This window comes from bacterium (genome assembly GCA_019695335.1).
GTDB lineage: Bacteria > CLD3 > CLD3 > SB21 > SB21 > JABWBZ01.
Genome location: JAIBAF010000004.1, coordinates 74,061 through 94,137 on the forward strand (window position 1 = coordinate 74,061; position 20,077 = coordinate 94,137).

The 20,077-nt window shown below is 41.2% G+C and carries 13 protein-coding genes; 2 read left to right on the plus strand and 11 right to left on the minus strand.

Annotated features, from left to right (window positions below; translation table 11 throughout):
- Window positions 1-6: 6 nt before the first annotated feature.
- The 5 genes from K1X84_02015 to K1X84_02035 all read right to left on the minus strand — a co-directional run bounded on the left by K1X84_02015 (window position 7) and on the right by K1X84_02035 (window position 5,546).
- Window positions 7-1,086 carry a histidine kinase gene (locus tag K1X84_02015; protein MBX7150387.1) on the minus strand — a complete coding sequence of 360 codons (1,080 nt, stop codon included), beginning with the start codon at window positions 1,084-1,086 and terminating at the stop codon, window positions 7-9.
- Window positions 1,087-1,135: 49 nt separating this feature from the next.
- A complete protein-coding gene (locus tag K1X84_02020; GenBank protein ID MBX7150388.1) occupies window positions 1,136-2,413 on the minus strand; it encodes a sigma-70 family RNA polymerase sigma factor in 1,278 nt (425 codons plus the stop codon).
- Complete coding sequence (locus tag K1X84_02025) at window positions 2,410-2,763, minus strand: YciI family protein (protein MBX7150389.1); 354 nt, start codon at window positions 2,761-2,763, stop codon at window positions 2,410-2,412. Before K1X84_02025 ends, K1X84_02020 begins: the two co-directional genes overlap by 4 nt.
- Before the next feature lie 75 nt (window positions 2,764-2,838).
- Window positions 2,839-3,957 carry an alpha/beta hydrolase gene (locus K1X84_02030; protein ID MBX7150390.1) on the minus strand — a complete coding sequence of 373 codons (1,119 nt, stop codon included), beginning with the start codon at window positions 3,955-3,957 and terminating at the stop codon, window positions 2,839-2,841.
- 11 nt (window positions 3,958-3,968) lie between these two features.
- On the minus strand, window positions 3,969-5,546 hold the full coding sequence (locus K1X84_02035) for a S41 family peptidase (protein ID MBX7150391.1): 1,578 nt from the start codon (window positions 5,544-5,546) through the stop codon (window positions 3,969-3,971).
- Between the two features lie 555 nt (window positions 5,547-6,101).
- Between K1X84_02035 and K1X84_02040 the strand changes: the two genes are divergently transcribed.
- Together K1X84_02040 and K1X84_02045 are read left to right on the plus strand one after the other, a co-directional pair.
- Window positions 6,102-8,351, plus strand: coding sequence for a PAS domain S-box protein (locus K1X84_02040; protein ID MBX7150392.1), 2,250 nt, complete (start codon window positions 6,102-6,104; stop codon window positions 8,349-8,351).
- Window positions 8,348-8,737, plus strand: a complete 390-nt coding sequence (locus K1X84_02045; GenBank protein ID MBX7150393.1) for a response regulator — start codon at window positions 8,348-8,350, stop codon at window positions 8,735-8,737. Before K1X84_02040 ends, K1X84_02045 begins: the two co-directional genes overlap by 4 nt.
- Window positions 8,738-8,775: 38 nt before the next feature.
- On the opposite strand, the gene K1X84_02050 is transcribed toward K1X84_02045, so the two are convergent.
- The 6 genes from K1X84_02050 to K1X84_02075 form a co-directional block, all read right to left on the minus strand.
- Window positions 8,776-9,441, minus strand: coding sequence for an ABC transporter ATP-binding protein (locus K1X84_02050; protein MBX7150394.1), 666 nt, complete (start codon window positions 9,439-9,441; stop codon window positions 8,776-8,778).
- Between the two features lie 88 nt (window positions 9,442-9,529).
- Window positions 9,530-11,938, minus strand: coding sequence for an ABC transporter permease (locus K1X84_02055; GenBank protein MBX7150395.1), 2,409 nt, complete (start codon window positions 11,936-11,938; stop codon window positions 9,530-9,532).
- A gap of 44 nt (window positions 11,939-11,982) precedes the next feature.
- Window positions 11,983-14,355: an ABC transporter permease gene (locus K1X84_02060; GenBank protein MBX7150396.1), complete on the minus strand. Its 2,373-nt coding sequence runs from the start codon at window positions 14,353-14,355 to the stop codon at window positions 11,983-11,985.
- 19 nt (window positions 14,356-14,374) lie between these two features.
- Window positions 14,375-15,133, minus strand: coding sequence for a hypothetical protein (locus K1X84_02065; protein MBX7150397.1), 759 nt, complete (start codon window positions 15,131-15,133; stop codon window positions 14,375-14,377).
- Complete coding sequence (locus tag K1X84_02070; GenBank protein ID MBX7150398.1) at window positions 15,126-17,525, minus strand: ABC transporter permease; 2,400 nt, start codon at window positions 17,523-17,525, stop codon at window positions 15,126-15,128. The genes K1X84_02065 and K1X84_02070 overlap by 8 nt, the downstream gene beginning before the upstream one ends.
- Before the next feature lie 63 nt (window positions 17,526-17,588).
- On the minus strand, window positions 17,589-19,982 hold the full coding sequence (locus K1X84_02075) for an ABC transporter permease (protein ID MBX7150399.1): 2,394 nt from the start codon (window positions 19,980-19,982) through the stop codon (window positions 17,589-17,591).
- Between the last annotated feature and the right edge of the window lie 95 nt (window positions 19,983-20,077).

A 20,077-nucleotide genomic window follows, 5' to 3' on the forward strand; every position in this document is an offset into this window, starting at 1 on the left:
GATTTTTTATATGGTGTGAAAGGGAAATTTTAACGTAACGGTAAAACCGCCACCGGGTAAATTTCCAAAGTCAAAAACTTGTTTCTTACCATAAAGTTGCTCCAATCTTTTTCTGGTATTCGAAAGTCCGACCCCTTGTTTGATTTCACCCGCACCTTTTCCGTCATCACTTATGGTCAGCTCGAGTTGTCCATTTTGTTGCAAAGCAACAATCGAAATGGCTCCGCCGGAAGTTTTGGGAGTTATACCGTGGCGGATGGCATTTTCAACGAGAGGTTGCAAGATCAGCGTCGGAACCATCGCTTCCAAAGTTTGCGGTGAAATATTGTAGCTAATCCGCAGCCGGTCATGAAAACGGATTTCTTCGATTTCCAGGTAACTTTTTAAAAATTCAATTTCTTTGGAAAGAGGTACTTCCTGCTCGCCCACATGGTCAAGAGTCAGGCGCAGCAATTCGCTAAGACGCGCCAGCATCCGCTGGGCCGCCTTGATGTCATCTTCCATCAGCGTAGCAATGGCGTGAAGCGTATTGAACAAAAAATGTGGCTGCAATTGCATTTTCAATGCGGTAAGCTGCGCCTGCGCCAATTGTGCTTCAAGTTGGGTCGCGACTAATTTTTGTTCACGGAATCGATTGGCATAGCTGACCGCGGAATAAATTCCCAAAAGAATCCAATAGACGATAATACTGTTGACTAATCCCCCGGTAATTTTGAAGACTACCGCATCAGGAGATAACGGGCTATTCGGCGGAGCGATAACAAGTGAACTCCAGAATGAACCGATTTTATGAATAAGGCCGATAAGGAGCGATAAAAAAAAATGTAAACTAATTCGAGAAAAAATTACGGGTTTTTCGATAGGAAATCGACGCGCCAAAAAAAACAAAAGCGGCGACAACAACGCCCATGCATACGCATTGGTCAATTCAAAAACAAGACGCGAAAACACTGGAAAATTCTGTCCAGCGACAGCACTAAAATAATATGATTGGCCGAAAAAAATCAAACCGATCAGCGTCCATAAAAGAAATGACAGCAGCCATTGAAAACTATTACGATGAGTTAGGGAAGCTGATTGGTCCATATGAAAATTGAATACTTAGAAACCAGTTGTCGGAAAATATATTACGATGTTAGCAATTTAATAATTTTCGTTGAAGGAGCTCTTTTTCAAGAGGTGAATCGGTTAATTCGATGGCTTTTCTTACATAGAATCGTGATGTGTCGGATTCTCCCAGCCGGGCGTGCAAATTTCCCATTACTGAATAGAAAAGATAATAGTGAGCCAATTTATTTTTGTTCGGTATTTCGTCAATTGCTTCTAAAGCTTTCCTCGGACCGAATATTTCAGCAACAACAACCGCACGATTCAGGCCTACAACCGGTGACGGTCTAAGTATATACAATTTATCGTACAATTTAAGGATTTCTTTCCATTGCGTATTCTTAAATGTCTGCGCTTCTACATAATAGTAAGCGATGGCGGCTTCAATATGGTAGGAACTTAATTGATTACCCTGAGCAGATTCATTCAAATAATATTGGCCTTGCTGTATCAATTCTTGATCCCATAAGGATCGGTCTTGCTCCTCCAGTAAAAGAATGTGCCCGTGACCATCGATACGCGATAAAAAACGTGAAGCATGAAAAGACATCAGAGCAAGTAACGCATATACTTCCGGTCGTTTTAATTCCTGATGATGGATCAATAAATGTGCTATCCGCATGGCTTCAGCCACTAAATCTTCTCGAATCAAACGATCGGCACTCGATGAAGCATATCCTTCGTTAAACATTAAATATAATACCGATAATACGCTCTCAATACGCGGTTGTAATTCAATCCCCATAGGAATTTCAAAACGGATTTTTTCCGAACGAATGTCAGATTTAGCACGATACAATCTCTTGTTGATAGTGGACTCGTTAGTCAGGAAGGCTTTGGCAATTTCTCCAATGCTAAATCCGCACAGCGTTTTTAAAGTCAAGGCGATTTGCGATTCCGCCGGCAATGAAGGGTGGCAACACGCAAATATCATTCTCAACTGGTCGTCCTGAATTTCATTGTCGATAAATAAATCATTTAACGTAGAAACAAGAGTCCATTCTGATTTCAGTAACAAAGAAATGTCCTCCGCATAATGAACGGTAGATCGTTCCCTGCGAATTTTATCAAGGGCGAGATTCTTAGCTACCTGAAAAAGCCAACCGGAAGGATTTGCAGGAATGCCTGAATACGGCCAGATCGTAAGCGCCTTGAGCAGCGTTTCTTGCACGACATCCTCAGCTAATTGCAGATTATGAAGACCAAAAATACGCGTTAAAAGCGAAACCATCTTTCCCGACTCGTGCCGGAAAAGATGGTCCACAATCTCTTGAATTTCAGTAGAGTTTTTAGATAATGAATTCACATGTTCAACTGAGTAATTTCACGGACTTCGACAAAACCGTCGTGTTCAAAAATCGGGCAGCCTTTCGAAATAGCCACTGCTTCATCCAAATCAGCCGCTTTGATCAACAGGTACCCTCCGACAACTTCTTTGCCTTCTGCAAACGGGCCGTCTGTAATTTGTTTTCCGCTTTCACGAACCACTTTGCCGTTCATTGTCAAAGGCTGGCCACCTGCTAACTGACCTTTTTTGCCAAGCGACTCCATCCATGCCTTCCATTTCATCATATGCTGTTGCCAGGCTTCGGGTGATTTTTGTTCTTGCAGACGACGCGCATCGCCACCGCGGAATAAAAACATGAATTCCTTCATAAGAAATCTCCTTAAAAATAAGTTAAATTAATTTCTTTATGAACGAATGGTATTATAAAATTAGGACAAAAATTCTTATCTTGCAGTAACATATTTCCAGTCCGCGTTTTGCTTTATCAAAGCTTGGAAATTGTTTGCATCTTTTTTGACATATTGATCTAAAAAATATAATGTTGCGTTAGCCACGGCGTTGCATTTCTGATCGAGGTTTTTTGAAGCAATACGATCAAAATCAGGAAAAGCTGCGGCAACAAAACCAAGGCTGGAAAAATAGTAATGATGCATGGAATCTATTTTGGCGATAATTCTATCGCTGTGTTCTAAAGATTCAATTAATTCAAAATCCGGTACAATATATTCCTCAATGTTCTCATAAAAGTGAAGTATGGGAGTTTGGATGGATTGTGGTTTAAATTCCTTCCAACTTGAGATCCATTCTTTACCGATTTTATTACCAATGCCTCCGTCAAGGCTGACAAATGCCATTGTCGACGGATGATCGTTAATAAAAATCAATCCGGCTCGTGCACCAAGACTATGGGCAACTACAGCCGTTTTTTCATTATCCACGAACGAAAGTTGACGTAATCGTTTCTCAATTATTTCCATGTCCTTTTTTTGATCAATGGCACTGGGTAAGATTTCGTCATTGGATTTCAGCGGACCTGTAATTTTGGTTTGAGACGGCGATGTTGCAACCACGTATCCGTGACTGGCAAGAAATTCGGCTAAAATGGACTGGTGATGGGCGGAATGGAAATTACCTTGGGCAATGATTACTAGCGGAAAACTTCCTTTGACTTCCTTGGTATTAAACGATGCGAACATCTCGCTGCCAAACCAATCACGTACGACTTTGGTTGGAATACCATTGGATTCGAGAAATTTTCCATAGACTTCAAGGCTTTTCAGTTGTTCATCGTCTTCTATTTCTGTTAAATCTGTCTCTTTAGAAGAGTAAGCGATGTAATCACCATAGGTCATTCTGGAGGACACGGCAACCGCTGGATACCATACACCGATCTGAATCGGACGCAAAGCCCCCAGACTTTCAACCGATCGAGTTGAATCGCGAGTATTAATTACTTTAAATCCGACAGCATACGGGCCGGGTTTTAAGCCGTTCCATAATTTCGGAGACTGTGGATATACAACAGTCGAAACAATTAAAAAAAGGCCAATAAATTTTCGCATATTGTTACGGATTAATTCTTACCGCCATCCATAAAATTATCGGCAAATTTTTGGGCTTCTTTGAAGTATTTAAGCGCTTCAAGTGCGACATTGTCCAACTCAATACGCACGCGAGCTGACGCGTCATTGTCCCAAATGTACCGTGCTACTTCGGCCTTCAAAACATTGGATAGAAAATCTTTATCCTGTAGATATCCAGCCTGGTCGAATGGTACGCCCTTCGATTCGCCTGATTTCACAACCGCCTGCAAATCGGTTTCCGGTGTTTTATAATTTTTGAGAAATCCCACAAAATCGTTTTTATAACGATCACGCAATGCAGACCCCTGTTCTTCGAGAAATTTATTGGTGAAATCACGGATAGCGCCTTTCATCCACAGATAACGTGCGTAGGTTCCAACCGTATCCGAGTCAACATGATGATCAGGAACAATTCCACCACCGCCATAGACTGCGCGGCCTTTAGCCGTATGAAAAATTTTCGACGAATCCGTGTAATCCTCGGCAATTCGTTCACGATAATAATCCTTCAGGGATTTATCTTTGTAATCGCGCTGAATCAAGCGGCCGCTTGGCGTGTAATAACGACCGATCGTGATGCGAACGGCGCTGCCGTCATTGAGCGGATATTCCAGTTGAGTCAGACCTTTGCCGAAACTGCGCTCGCCGAGTATCAATCCTCGATCGAGATCCTGAATGGCTCCCGCCACTACTTCCGATGCAGAAGCGGCACCGCGGTCCATCAATACAATCAACGGATAAGGGCGAAATTTGGGTTTATCAGTCGAATAAAAGTCTTCGTTAGCCGAGGCAATACGACCACGCGTATATACGACCAGTTTGTCGCCAGGAATAAATTTATCAACGACTAGAAACGCTTGCTGTAATACGCCGCCGCCATTGCCGCGTAAGTCTAAAATCAAATTCTTCAATCCTTGAGCTTCCAATTCCTGTAATGCTTTTTCAACGTCATCGGCCGTTTTTGTTGAAAACATTGAAATACTGACATAGCCGGTTTCTTTATCGAGCATAAATTTTGATGCTACCGTAGACAACGGAATTTTATCGCGCACAATATCCACATCAATTGTTTCCGACGTGCCGGGCCGCTGAATTGTCAAATGTACTTTCGTTCCCTTCGGACCGCGAAGTTTTGACGTTACTTGCTCCAATTGCCAGCCTTCGGTTTTTTCATCATTAATTTTTGTTATTCTATCGCCCGCAAGAATCCCCATCCTGTTGGCAGGAGCTCCGGCCATGGTAGTGACGACCACCGGCCAATTTTGTACAATTTCAATTGTAGCACCCACACCCTCGAAATCACCTTGCATTTTCTCGGCAACGGCTTTGGACTCCTTCGGGGGAAAGTAAACTGAATGCGGATCTAGTTCTTTCAGCATACTCTCGATGGCTGCTTCAGTAATAGCATTGGCGTCGACTTCCTCAACATAAACCTGGCTCACGATATCCATCACGCGTTGAAGTTTGAGAATATTTTTGTATGCATTTTGAGCCGTGCCGCTGAACCCCATCCATGCGACACACGCCAGCGCCAAAATAAACGTTGCGGCTATAATCTTTCTTCTCATTGGTACCTCTATGATTATGTTAAAACGTTTTATTTTTTTAGGGTTTCAATGCACGATCTAGGACAAACTCATAAGCTTAATCGATACTTACTTCTATTTTTATTGACAATGAATGACCTAATCGTGTCATACTGAAAATTCAGCGACAGGACGAATTTTCACTACGAACTGCCATTGGGAATGTTCCGAAAAACCAGATGAATACAGTCAAGGAAATCATTTTTTATCGAATTCTCAACAAAAAAATTTAAAAAAAATGCGCGCGTGACTCAGTGTATTTTCATTCGTTTGTTCAGGAGCTTGAAACGTGCCGGTCCACACCGGCTAAACACCATTGAACTCTTCGCAGCAGCAGCACTTAACCCGCCTTTTTTGATGGTTTTTTGATCATCAACGGAATTAAAACAGTAATTTACTACACTTTCGTGCAGTTGTTAAGCTTATATCGTATGTGTACTTTTTACTTCCGACTTATATCTTAAATAATAAGATCCTGCCTGTTGACTACTTCAGATACTCCAAGATCTTAATTTAAAACTTTTATTCAGGATTGTGATGTTTCTTGTTGAAAAACAAGTAATGGGGGATAAGGAGAACTTAATAAATGATGATTTAAACATTTACGACTCAACCATTCGTGAACTCTTTCAGCGAATCGACGTTGGCGTAATAATTATTGATAACGATTATACGATACATTTTGTCAATAAGAGAATCTGTCAAATGTTTGGATACGCCGAGCATGAATTGGTTGGAAACATTAACTATGAAAATTTATTCGATGAACAAGGCAAAAGAGCCGTACAAGAAAAAAAAGAAAATCGCACACAGAAATTTGCTGATCCATTCGAAATAAAGATTAGAAAAAAAGACGGCTTGCTGTACCCGATTGAAGTTAGTGGAATGGCAATAACAAATTCTCAAAACAAGGTTGTTGGTTCAATTGAACTATTTTACGATGTAACAGAAAAAAAACAAAATCAACTATCTTTGAAAGCTTCCGAGTATTATGCCAAACAGATTATTGACAGCTCATTGGATATGATTATCGCTGTGGATTCCAACCGCCTGATTGTCGAATTTAACAAAGCAGCTCAATCGGTGTTCGGCTATTCTCGCGAAGAAGTAATTGGAAAACATGCATCCCTATTGTATGCTGATCAAGATAATGCAAATTTGGTGAAAAAGCATCTTAGCGAATTTAATTATTGGAAAGGAGAGGTTTTCAACAAAAAAAAGAATGGAACGATTTTTATTAGTTTTCTTACCACGACCGTGATGCACGATTGCAGTAACAATGTCATAGGTTACATGGGTATCTCAAGAGATATTACTGATAAAAAAAGAAAAGATGAATACATCACTACTTTGTCGAGCGCTATTCATCATACAGCGGATTCAGTTATTATAACAGACACCAACGGAATCATCGAATATGTTAATCCATCATTTGAATCATTGACAGGTTATTCCAAACAGGAAGTGCTCGGCAAAAAGCCAAATGTCCTTAAATCAGGTAAACAGCCGAGTCAATACTATAAAACAATGTGGAAAACTCTTTTATCGGGAAAAGTGTTTCGATCGGAATTAATTAATAAAAAGAAGAACGGAATATTGTTTTATGAAGAAATAACTATAACCCCAATCATTGACGATGGAAAGGCAACACACTTTGTTTCAACCGGCAGAAATATTACTGATCGCAAACACGCTGAAAAAAAATTGAAAGAGTATGCACGATTGTTGGATTTGACGACCGACGCCATTATTGTCACAACCGATACTGGTCAAATTACTTTTTGGAATAACGGCGCTGAAATGGTGTATGGGTTTAAAGCGAAAGAAGCATTAGGCTGTCAATTCCATGAATTAATTGCTACTGATCCTGAACTCTATGCTATTGCACGTCAAACAGTCCAGCAAAAGGGTACTTGGAGTGGTGATTTTTTACAGACTACCAGACATCAAAAGCAACTGACAATATTTAGCCGTTGGGTTGCAGTACAAGATATGGATAACGAAGATCTTTCAATCCTCCTGATTAATACTGATGTAACAGAAAGTAGAAAAATGGAGTTGGATCTTCAACGAAGCCGACATATGGAATCTCTAGGAACACTTGCCGGTGGTCTCGCGCATGATTTAAACAACCTGCTTACTCCAGTTTTAATGTCGATCGACATGCTAAAGCATAAACCATCAAGTGACTTGTTAAATAGTCTTGAATCCTATGTATTCAGAGCGATTGATCTGGTCAAACAAGTGCTTTTCTTCGCTCGCAATGAAAGTAAATCAGTTGCTTTTTGTGAAGTTGATCTAAAAAACGTGATTCATGAGGCCTACGAAGTCCTTGCTAAGACATTACCGGGTAACATTACATTTAACATTCTTTTAAAGAATGATTTTTCAAAGATTTATGGTAATTTTACCCAATTATTTCAAGTGTTTATGAATTTGTTTTCAAATGCTATCGGCGCAATGCCGCACGGTGGAGCGTTAAATGTATCTATAGATGATGAAATAAAAAAAAATGGTGAACATGTAATCGTTGTAAGTATTTCAGACAACGGAATGGGAATTTCTAATGAGCATATCGACAAAATCTTTGATCCATTTTTTACCACAAAACCTAAAAGCAAAGGGACAGGATTAGGATTGCCAATAGCCTATTCAATTGTTAAAAAACACAATGGATCGCTTTCCGTAGTCAGCGAGGTTGGAAAAGGTTCAACTTTTCAGATCCGGTTTCCTCTCACAAAGCATCAGGATGCCATAAATTTTAGCAGTCGGAAGGATACCGTATGATTCTAATTGTTGACGATGAAGAATCGATTTTATTTTTCTATAAACACTTTTTAATAATGAACAATTTCAGTGTTATAACCACTAATAACGGCATGAAGGCATTAGAATTGTTCAATAAACACCGCGGTTCTATCGATTTAATCATAACGGATTTGTGCATGCCAAAATTAAATGGAATCGATCTTATTCAAAAAATAAGAAAAGTCAATACTACCATTCCTATCATCGTTGCTACCGCCAGTGATCACGTCTTTTACGAAAATCAGCTTACTGGAAACAGTGTACAAGTGCAGGGATTTTTACCAAAGCCTTTTAGTTCAGAACAACTTCTGTTTGCAATCAACTCTGCAATCGAACTTTATAAAGAAACCAACGTTAAATTCTAACTGATGTTGGTAACATTTCTTTCAGATAGACAATCTCTCTATCCTTCTTTTATCCATCCATCTAATAAATTAATAATCCGGCTTCCATAGGCAGCATTCTTTTCAGAATGTGTAACCTGGATGATAGTCGTTCCGTCTTTATTGAGCTTCTTAAACATTTCCATGATCTCTTCACCTTGAGCAGAATTAAGATTACCCGTCGGCTCGTCAGCTAAAATGATTTTAGGGCTGGTAATTACTGCACGAGCGATGCCGACCAATTGCTGCTGACCTCCGGAAAGTTGATTAGGAAACAAGTCTTTTTTGCCGACGATGTTAAAACGATCTAGAATATCGGCTACCATACCTTTTCGCTCTGATGAATTGATTTTTTTGTATAAAAGGGGCGTTTCAATGTTTTCGTAAACGGTCAATTCATCGATAAGGTGATAGCTCTGAAATACAAAGCCGATGTACTGCTTGTGAATTTCCGTTTTTTGTTTTTCTGACATTTTGTGTACGGCTTGATCGAAGAAATAATATTCACCGTTAGTTGGTTCGTCGAGCATACCGAGAATGTGCAATAGCGTTGATTTGCCTGAACCAGACGGACCCATAATGGAGATGAACTCACCCTCTTTGATTTCGCATGAAATTCCACGCAAAACGTATGTTTTTACAAAACCACTGGAATAGTATTTTTCGATGCCGCTGAGTTTAATCATAGAAATGATACTCCGAAAAAATAAAAGTAAATTTAGTAAATCCGTTTACGAAAAAATGTAATACAAGTTCATTTTGAAACAAAGAAATTTATTCGTACTTCAGCGATTTTGCCGGATTCGCTACGGCCGCACGTATAGCCTGAAAACTCACCGTCAAAAGTGCAATGGCCAATCCCAGTACCGCCGCCAATACAAACGATATTAATGAAATCGATGTGCGGTAGGCAAAGCCGCTAAGCCAATTGTCCATCACATAATAAATGACCGGCCATGCCAATACGTTCGACAATAGCACCAATTTCAAGAATTCTTTAGACAACAGCCCGACAATTCCTCCGACGGATGCCCCGAGAACTTTGCGAATTCCTATTTCTTTAGTACGTTGTTCAGCCGTAAACGATGCCAATGCAAATAGGCCAAGACATGCAACGATTACAGCCAAAGCGGCAAAATAGCCAACCAATTTTCCAAGATTGTCCTGGGATTTGTATAATTTATTCAAATCCTCATCAAGGAAAAAGAATTCAAACGGATATTCAGGCACTACCGTATTCCATTTGTTTTCAATATGTGCAATGGTTCCACGAAAATCTTTCGGAGCAATCCGAACGGCAAGATATTTAATCCAAAATGGTTTCTGATTTTGGGGCGACATATCCAGCGCAAACGGTCCGATCGGATCGTGGAGAGATACAAAATTAAAATTCTTAACCACACCAACGACACGTTCATCGCCGGATGGCGTATACATACGTTTTCCGACGGCTTTTTCCGGCGATTCCCAACCGAGATGACTCACCATCGCTTCATTAATGATTACAGCTAACGAATCATCGCGCGGAAAATCTTTTGAAAAATTGCGACCGGCTACGAGTTGCATATTGAACGTTTCAACGAAGGTTTCACTGACAATCAATGACGGAAAATAAATCCACTTGCCAGCTTCCATACCCTCATAATTGTATTCATGCGTATTGTGGTGAGCACCAACAATTTCGTTCATGGTCGCCACGTTGATGACGCTGTTATCCTGCATCCACTCGTTCCGCAGTGTTTCATAACGGCCAGCAATTGGAGGCTTGGCGGGCACAATAACCACTTGCTCTTTCGTGAAACCTAAATCGACATTACGCAGATAATTCAACTGATTGTAAATGATCATCGTACCGATGATCAACGCCATTGAAATAGCAAATTGCAGTGTGACCAATCCTTTACGCAAGGTACCACTACGGCCGCTGAATTTGATCCGGCCTTTCATTACTGAGATTGCTTCGAACGATGATAGATACAGTGCCGGATAGACTCCGGCTAATACGCCAACAATAATACCGACCAATACCATCATTGCAAAAATCAACGGATTGGCCAGAAAATTCAGACTTAGTTGTTTTTGCGCCAGATTATTAAATACCGGCAACGCAAGAGCGATCAAAATCATGGAAACCAAAACGGCAATGAAACTCATGAATAACGATTCGCCAAAAAATTGACGGATCAATTGTTTGCGTTCGGCGCCAAGGACTTTACGCATCCCAACTTCGCGCGCGCGCCCTGCCGATCGCGCTGTTGCGAGGTTCATAAAGTTAATGCATGCAATAATCAGAATAAATATTCCAATCGCTGCAAAAATATAAATATCAGACTTGTTATTATTCGGCTGAATTTCGTAATCCAATTTTGAATTAAGGTGAATATCTTCAAGCCGTTGTAAATAATGCGTGATCTGCGGTTTGATAAAATCAGGATAATGCTTGTTTACAAATGCCGGGAATTGTGATTCCAGTTCAGACGGATAAATACTTTCTTTAAGAAGAACATAAGTCCAGCAAGGATTCCAAATCCAACTTTGCCCAAAATTCGGACCGGTCTGTGAATATACTGTGGCGAACGAGATCAGACCGTCAAAAGTGATATGCGATTGAGTCGGCAACGATTCAAATACTCCGGTGACTTTCAGATCAACTGCGCTTTCGAATCGAAGCACTTTACCTATAGGATTTTCATTGCCAAAATATTTTTTTGCCATTTCTTGCGTTAAGACAATGGAATTCGGTTGTGCCAGTGCTGTGTTCGGATCGCCTTGCGCCAAAGGAAAATCAAATACTTTCCACAAGCTGGAATCAGCATAGAAAAGTTTTTTTTCATTGAATCGAGCATCTCCGTACTGCAAACTGAACGAAGGAACCTGAAAATTAAAAAAACGGACAGTTTCTTCAATCAAATGCGGATAATCTGTTTTTAAAGCCTGAGCGACCGGGAAGGGATTGCTTGAAGAATTTTCGCCTTGCCCTTCAGTGTGGTCTAATTTTTGCGCCACACGAAAAATTCTTTCAGCTTTTTTATGAAATCGATCAAATCTCAATTCATCCTGAATGAACAAAATGATCAACATGAAACACGAAATTCCGATCGCCAACCCAGTGATATTGATAAAAGAATACAGTTTTCCGCGAATCAGGTTTCGAAGAGCGACTTTGATGTAATTTTCAAACATAGTTTTTTTTCTCAGTGAGTATAGGTTAATACGGTTTTATCCAATTATTCATAGCGCAGAGCATCGACTGGATTGGCGTTTGCGGCCCGCACTGCTTGTAATGCCACAGTAATGAATGCAATGCATGCCCCGGCAAACGTAGCCAGGATAAATACGCCTGCATTGAGTTCAATTCTAAACGCAAAATCCTGAAGCCATCGCTGTAACGCAAAATAAGCAAGAGGCCAAGCCAACAAACTCGCGATTAAAGTCCCGACTATTAGTTTGCTTGACAACATATACACAAGGCTCGGCACCGATGCCCCTAAGATTTTACGAATGCCGATTTCCTTGGTTTTCTGTGTCACGGTAAATGAAATAAGCCCGAACAAACCGAGACACGCGATACCGATGGCCAGAGAAGAAAAGATGCCGACCACTTTGCCGATACGTTCTTCGTTTTGATAAAGCTGATTGAAATTTTCATCAACAAAGAAATAATTAAACTCACGGCTTGAGTCGAGTTTTTGCCAACGTTGGGTAATCCATTCAATCGTGGAATTGATGCTTTCCGGCTTGAGGCGGACAGAAACAAACCGAGGTGCCGCGCTTTCGCTGGTACGATAATAATGTACAACCGGTGAAATGGCGCGTTGTAACGACTCCGTATGGTAATCTTTAACCACGCCGATCACCGTATAAAATTTGGATCCAATTTTTATTTTTTTATTTACCGCCGTTTTCCAACCCATTGCGCTTAAAGCTGTTTCGTTGATGATGACGGACTCATCCTTATCCGAAGCGAATGAAAAATTTCTTCCTTCGACCAATTCCATACGATAAGTTTCAAAAAAATTTTCATCAATTGCTGTCCAGCGCATTCGCAACGGATCGTCTGATTTCCAATCCTCTGGCCTGACAAAAGTGTTGGCATCGTTCACACGCCCCGGAACCGACATCGATGACGCTAGAGATACAACGCCTGTTTGTTGCAGCAAATCATTTTTAAAAGCTTCTACGGATGATTTGCTCGCATCAGGATTGGAAAAGTCACGCAACGATAGTGGTATTACAATGACATTGTTTTGGTCGAAATTTAAACGATGCCCTTTCATGAAAGCAATCTGATCCCATACTGTAAGACTTCCGATGATCAGAACCGTTGTGATGACAAATTGCAGAGTTACTAGAATTTGACGAAGGGAATGACCTGTGCTAGTTTTAATTTTTTGCCCCTTGAGAGAGTCCAGTATCTTAAAACCGGATAAAATCAACGCGGGATAAATCCCCGACAAAACACCACTGAGTAATGCGGCACCGATAACAACTCCAAGCAATGAAGGCTCTAAGATATTTAATGACAGTTTAATATGATAAAGATCGTTGACCGCTGGAAGCAAAAGCTCTGCTAACCCGATACCGAGTAACATTGCAATCAAGGACGTCGCAATAGATTCGCCAAGAAATTGCCGGATGAGTTGCGTTCTCTCAGCTCCCAAAACTTTGCGCATCCCGATTTCCCGAACGCGTTCCATGGTACGCGCCGTAGCCAAATTCATATAATTGATCGATGCGATCACGATAATGCCGAATGCAATGCACAACAGCGCGTATGCATAAATGCGCGTATTGAATTCACTGTCACGATATTCCAGTAACGGCAAAAGCTTTAATTGTAATTGTTTCGTTCCGTTGGGTCCGTCATCACCAAATTGCTTTTTGACTAATGAGACCATTTGTTCTTCAAATGCTGCAGGTGATATCCCTTCTTTCAGTTTTATAAACGTCGTCAGGAAGGACCCATCCCAATAATTCTGAACTTTAGGATCGGTGAGATCAAGAAAACTCGATAAAGGCGCTAGAAATTTTATGGTAACCGATGAATTCTGCGGGATATCAACCAGAACGCCACGAACAACAAAGTTTTTATCGAAATTAATAGTCAATGTTTTTCCAATAGGATCTTCAGTACCGAAATATTGTTTGGCGACTGATTGTGTGATCACCAAAGAACTCGGATCGTTTAGCGATTCGGCCGCACCGCTTTGGAGAGGAAAATCAAAAACTTTCAAAAATTCCGGATCGGTGTATGTAACTTCTTCTTCAAACTTTTTCTCGTTCAATTGAATCCAACGCTTAGAAGACCAAAAGCGTACCCCATTTTCCACGCCTGAAAAGTCTTGTGCAAGTGCCGGCAATAGCGGAATCCATGTGTCGCTAAGAACTTTCAAGCCCAACGCAGTCGTTCGGTGTTTTTGAACCAGGAATATTCTGCCGGCGTCTTTATGAAAAGCGTCATACGTCAATTCGTGTTTTGAGAATAGAAATATCAGAACACATGAAGCAATGCCCGCAGCAAGCCCCAGAATATTGATAAGCGAATACACACGGTGTTTAATTAAATACCGGAACGCTACACGAATATAACTTTGAAGCATTTTTCGTCCCCTTTCATACTCACATATATTTGTCTTTGACAAATTGAAACCAATTATTCTGAAATTCGTCTGCGGTTATACCTAAAACTGAGGGTAAATTTCCATTGGAAAGGATCAATTGCACCAGCGTGTTACGATCCCAATGCTCTACAATATATTCTGTAACAGTAAATCCCACCTCATAAACTTTCGTATTGGAAAAGGAATTCAGTTCATTCAAGGTCGGCGGCAATTCTTGAACCATATATGAAACCGAATTCGGATCGATGAATTGATTAGCCTCATAAACTGCAACGCTTTCCCATAACCAGCGGGGATTGTTTGCAAAATTCGACCGAACATGCAAAGTGACACAATGTGCAAACTCATGAATAATGTCAATCTTGCGTGCATCGAATTCGCTCGAGCTGAATTGCTGGCTATTCGGCGTCACAATATGTACGTCTGTTTTGCTGGTCACAAGTCCCGTAGCCCATGTCGGTAGATTCGGAACTTCATCCGAAAGCGCCTGGTGCAATTCTTCTGATGAAACATACAAGTGAATTCTCACGATCGGCATCTGAGTCGCGTCTAAGTCATTAGTAATTCGCGAATACTCATTTTCAAGATCGCTGGCCATTTCGGCCACATTATCTTCATCAAGAGAAGTCAAGAACCACTCAAAATGATCCGTTGAATAGAAATTACTCTCATCAGCGTGTTGTTTTTTTTCGCACGCACAGAGCATTCCCAACGACAACAAAATCGTTATTTTTAGATATGTTTTTTTTCTATTCATATTTTAACGATTGTACCGGATTCGCCACGGCCGCTTTGATGGCTTGAAAACTAATGGTCAAAAACGCAAGCGCTACGGCCAACAAACCTGCGAACGGAAAAACCCACAACGCCACATCCGTTCGATATGGAAAATCCTGAAGCCAAAGATTGATCGAATAATAAGCTAACGGTGTTGCGACGACCATCGCCAAAACGACCAACTTCATAAAGTCACGGCAAATCAGGAAAACAATGTTGCCTACCGTCGCGCCCATGACTTTGCGGATTCCGATTTCTTTGGTTCGCTGTTGCGCCGTGTATGAAATCAAACCCAAAAGTCCAAGGCAGGCCACGAAAATCGCCAATCCTGTAAACACGAGCAGAATCGAATTAAAATGGTCTTCAGCCCGGTACAATTGATCGAAGTCTTCGTCCAGAAATTGATATTCGAAAATTCGACCCGGTAATACCGATTCGTATACCGTTTTAATCTGATCCACTATCGCATGATAATTCTGAGTAGAAACTTTTATTGAAAGATTTTCAGAAAAATGCCCGTTCGCCATCACAACAATGAACGGTTCGATGGCGTTTTGCAATGACATAAAATGAAAGTCTTTTAATACGCCGATTACGCGTCCTTTCTTGCGCTGCCACTGCAATGGCTGGCCGATAGCCGCCGACGGGGATGCAAATCCGAGGCGAGCTACTGCGGATTCATTGATCACAAAACTTTGTTCTTCATCGGCAGGAAATTGCCTGTCAAACCAACGTCCTTCGATCAATTCCAGATCATACAATTTCTGGTAATCATGATCGACCGACAAAAAGCGCATGTCACTCCATGCCGCCTGATCGTCCCAGCCAAGCCGAACGACGTTGTTACCCATTTCTTTTCCAGGCACTTTGGATGCAACACTGGTTTCAACTACGTCAGGAATTTTTTCCAACTCTTTCTGCAGCGTTTGGAATAGTGAGAGTGATGACGTTTCACGAATCGGAATGACCACTACCTGATCTTTAGAAAATCCCAGTTCCGCTTCACGCATGAATTGAATTTGATTATGCACCAACACGATTCCTGCAATGAGGCCGATGGATATCGAAAATTGAAACGTTACAAGACTTTTACGAAGAAAAGCGCCTTTGGACGAATTGCGAAAGCTTTTGAGAACCGATATCGGTGCAAACGAGGATAGAAAAACAGCCGGATACATACCTGCACCGAACCCCGTTAATAAAACGATGAAGGCCACAGCCGCGACCACAAGAGGATTTCTAGTAAGATTGAGCGTTAATTGTTTGTCCGCTAATTGATTCAACCACGGTAAAGCCATCTCAGCAAAAATAATGCACATAACCAGTGCAAGCGTTGTGATCACCAAGGATTCCGTCAAAAATTGACGGATGAGCTGTGAACGAAACGCCCCTACGACTTTCCGAACACCGACTTCTTTCGCACGAATCAATGAACGCGCCGTCGAGAGATTCATAAAATTGATACAGGCGATTAGCAGTATTAAAATGCCAATCCCAAAAAACGTATACACATAAATGCGCTTACCATTCACAGAGAATTCCGTACGTAAATGAGAATCGAGATGAATATTTTTAAGATTGATCAGTGAATAGTCCTGAGAATAACCGGACATTTTTTCTTGCTCTGGAATATATCGGTGCGAAATATCCTTTATTTTTTCTGCAAACGCCGCTACATCGGTTTCCGGTTTCAACAATACAAATGTATGATAGCTAAAATTCCACCAGCCGGTAAGATTAAAGTGAAAATTTCTCAGCGTCGAAAAGGAAGCGATAAAATCAAATTGCAGATGCGAAGGTTTGGCAGGATCATCCAAAACGCCCATAATGGTAAAATTGACCGTATCCATCGGCAACGTTAATGTCTTTCCAACAACATCTTCATTACCAAAATATTTATGTGCCATAGCTTTAGAAATAATTATCGAATAAGGATTATCCAGTGCCGTCGAAGCGTTACCTGACAAAAGTGGCAACGTAAAGACATCAAAAAGAGTGGAGTCGGCATAAACGATTGATTCATAAAATCTCTCTGTCGTGTTCGGCTTTTGGATTAAGTTATCTTGCAAACGGCGAAGGCGAACGATAGATTCTATCTCAGGATAATCTTTAACGATTAAGGGCGCCACACCGGGGCCGGTGACAGCATAGGCTTCAGAACCGGCATTTTTTGGGAGGAAATATTCACAATTTAACCTGAAAATCCTGTCGGCTTTTTCATGCTGAGCTTCATAACTGACTTCATCCCAAACGTATAACACAATGAGCAGGCATGACGTCATACCCACTGCCAATCCCGCAATATTAATGAAAGAAAACAATTTGTGTTTCAGTAAATTACGAAGCGCGATCTTCAGGTAATTTTGGAACATGAAATTCTCCTTATTTTTAACCGGGAGAACGGGTATAAAACACCCGTTCTCCATGGTTCTTTTTTATTCGTATTTCAAAATTTCTGCAGGATTCGAGGTCGCTGCTTTCAATGCCTGACCGCTTACAGTCAAAAAGGCAATCAATAATGCCATAAGGGCTGCAATGACAAAGATATCCACAGTCACGGGAGTTCGATACGCAAAATCCTGTAACCAACGGCTCATAAAAAAGTACGCCGCCGGCCACGCAATGATATTGGCAAGAACAACCAGCAGCGTGAATTCTTTAGACAATAAAGCAATTAAACGCGGCACGCTTGCGCCTAATATTTTACGGATACCGATTTCTTTTGTCCGTTGTTCAGCAGAATACGACGCTAATCCGAAAAGCCCCAGGCAAGCAATACCGATAGCCAGAATGGAAAAATAAAGAAACAAGTCGGATAATCGTTCCTCTGATCGATAGAATTTTTCAAATTCCTGATCAATGAAAGAATATTCAAAAGGGCGATCTGGAGCAAATTGCTTCCAAACCGATTCGAGTGAAGTCATCGTTTCAGATATTCCTGAACTGTGTATACGGATCGAAACAACTCGATGCCAGAATGACTGGATACGAATCACCAGCGGTTCAATTTGTTCTTTCATCGACCGGAAATGAAAATCTCTGACCAAACCGATCACACGCCCTTTAAGAGGCGGTGTTTCATTCAGTAATGTAATTTCCTTGCCGAGCGGTTCGGTCCATCCAAGTTGTAACGCTGCGGTTTCGTTGAGGATAAAAGCTTCGCTGGCATCTGTAGCGATACTTTCCGAAAAATCGCGGCCGCTGGAAATTTCAATTCCATACGTTTTGACAAACTCATGATCAGTAATCACCGTCGACCAAAATAAATTATCGCCTTCATTGGCACCTTCCGCATGATACGTTTGGTGAAATTGACCGCGGCCCGGAACAGATGAAGCCGCCGACATATCGACAATGGACGGATTTTTAAGCAGCTCCTGTTTAAAAGCCTCGTATTGTTTTTTAATTCCTTCAGACAGCGGCATCACAACGATTTGATCATTAGCCAGATCGAGTTTGGAATTCTGCATAAATTGTAACTGCCTATGAACGACCAATGTCGCAATCATCAGGGCGATTGAAATTGTAAACTGGGCCATAATCAAAATGCGCCGCAATCCTGTACGCGACTTCATTTTAAAATTGCCTTTTAAAATTGAAGCCGGACGAAATGAGGACAAAAACAGTGAGGGATATCCTCCGGCAACAGACGCTACTATCATCAGCACGATTGATAATATGGCCCACTCCAATCCGGAGATACTAGAGCTCAATGTGTACTGACGCCCAGACAAATCGTTGAATGCCGGAATAAGCAATTCCACCCATAATAATGACAATGCAAAAGATACCGCACAATACAAAGTTGACTCCCCAAAAAATTGACGGATCAACTGGCCACGTTGTGCCCCTACAACTTTTCGTAAGCCTACTTCTTTTAAACGCGCGCCTGACCGGGCAATCGAAAGGTTCGTAAAATTGATGCATGACAATAGCAATACAAAAAACCCTACCATTGCAAAAATATAAATATTTTTAATGTCGCTATTGGTGGGAGTATCACCGTTTTTAAGGTTGGACTTTAGGTGAATATCCATAAGCGGCTGAAGCCCAAGTTTCAATTTTTTATTTTCAGGCGCTTCGACATTTTTATCCAGAAAAGCCCGGAAAGGAGTTTCCAATTCGGCCGGCGATAAATTTTCAGGCAGCAATACGTACGTATTAAATGACCACATCACCCAGTCATTGAGCACCCGTTCCTTTAACAAGTATCTCAGAATTTCCTGTAATGAAAGGAAGGAGGCAAGACAGTCGAATTGAAGATGAGAGGTTTTTGGAATATCTTTCATTACTCCAGTTACTTTCATATCGTACTGATTTTCATAACGAACAATTTTACCGACAGGATCCTTATCGCCGAAATATTTTTTGGCCATTGTTTCAGTCAGCACGATTGAAAACGGTTCAGACAAAGCGGTCTTCGGATCCCCCGTAATCAACGGAAAAGAAAACATTTCGAACACGCCGTGATCGGTAAAATAAAACGCGTCTTCTCTGAACGGTTGATCCCCGATTGTTAAGATGGGTTTTGTTGCGTAGAATCGTACGACCGATTCTATCCCGGGAATATCGTTTTTGAGCGTTGCGCCTACACCGGTTGGTAATGCCGGAGCGCTGACAAAATTACTTTCATCTTGTCTTTCATAATACATCCGGTAAATGCGGGAGCCTTTTTCGTGAAACGCATCATAGCGGATTTCCTCTTTCACATACATAAAGATCAAAATAAACGCGGCCAGGCCGACGCTTAATCCGGCGATATTGATAAACGAATATGTCTTCTGCTTCCATAAATTGCGCACGGCAATTTTGAAATAGTTTCGGAACATGCAAATTCTCCTTATTAAAATGGAAACGGGAGAACGGAATGCATTTGATCTCGAAATTACAATCTATGCATTGGCCGTCCGTTCACCCTGATTCA

Excerpts from the sequence above, each read along its gene's own strand:
- K1X84_02040 (MBX7150392.1), top strand. The coding sequence starts at position 6,102 with ATGTTTCTTGTTGAAAAACAAGTAATGGGGGATAAGGAGAACTTAATA.
- K1X84_02055 (MBX7150395.1), bottom strand. The coding sequence starts at position 11,938 with ATGTTTGAAAATTACATCAAAGTCGCTCTTCGAAACCTGATTCGCGGA.
- K1X84_02060 (MBX7150396.1), bottom strand. The coding sequence starts at position 14,355 with ATGCTTCAAAGTTATATTCGTGTAGCGTTCCGGTATTTAATTAAACAC.
- K1X84_02050 (MBX7150394.1), bottom strand. The coding sequence starts at position 9,441 with ATGATTAAACTCAGCGGCATCGAAAAATACTATTCCAGTGGTTTTGTA.
- K1X84_02025 (MBX7150389.1), bottom strand. The coding sequence starts at position 2,763 with ATGAAGGAATTCATGTTTTTATTCCGCGGTGGCGATGCGCGTCGTCTG.
- K1X84_02030 (MBX7150390.1), bottom strand. The coding sequence starts at position 3,957 with ATGCGAAAATTTATTGGCCTTTTTTTAATTGTTTCGACTGTTGTATAT.
- K1X84_02045 (MBX7150393.1), top strand. The coding sequence starts at position 8,348 with ATGATTCTAATTGTTGACGATGAAGAATCGATTTTATTTTTCTATAAA.
- K1X84_02075 (MBX7150399.1), bottom strand. The coding sequence starts at position 19,982 with ATGTTCCGAAACTATTTCAAAATTGCCGTGCGCAATTTATGGAAGCAG.
- K1X84_02015 (MBX7150387.1), bottom strand. The coding sequence starts at position 1,086 with ATGGACCAATCAGCTTCCCTAACTCATCGTAATAGTTTTCAATGGCTG.
- K1X84_02070 (MBX7150398.1), bottom strand. The coding sequence starts at position 17,525 with ATGTTCCAAAATTACCTGAAGATCGCGCTTCGTAATTTACTGAAACAC.
- K1X84_02065 (MBX7150397.1), bottom strand. The coding sequence starts at position 15,133 with ATGAATAGAAAAAAAACATATCTAAAAATAACGATTTTGTTGTCGTTG.
- K1X84_02035 (MBX7150391.1), bottom strand. The coding sequence starts at position 5,546 with ATGAGAAGAAAGATTATAGCCGCAACGTTTATTTTGGCGCTGGCGTGT.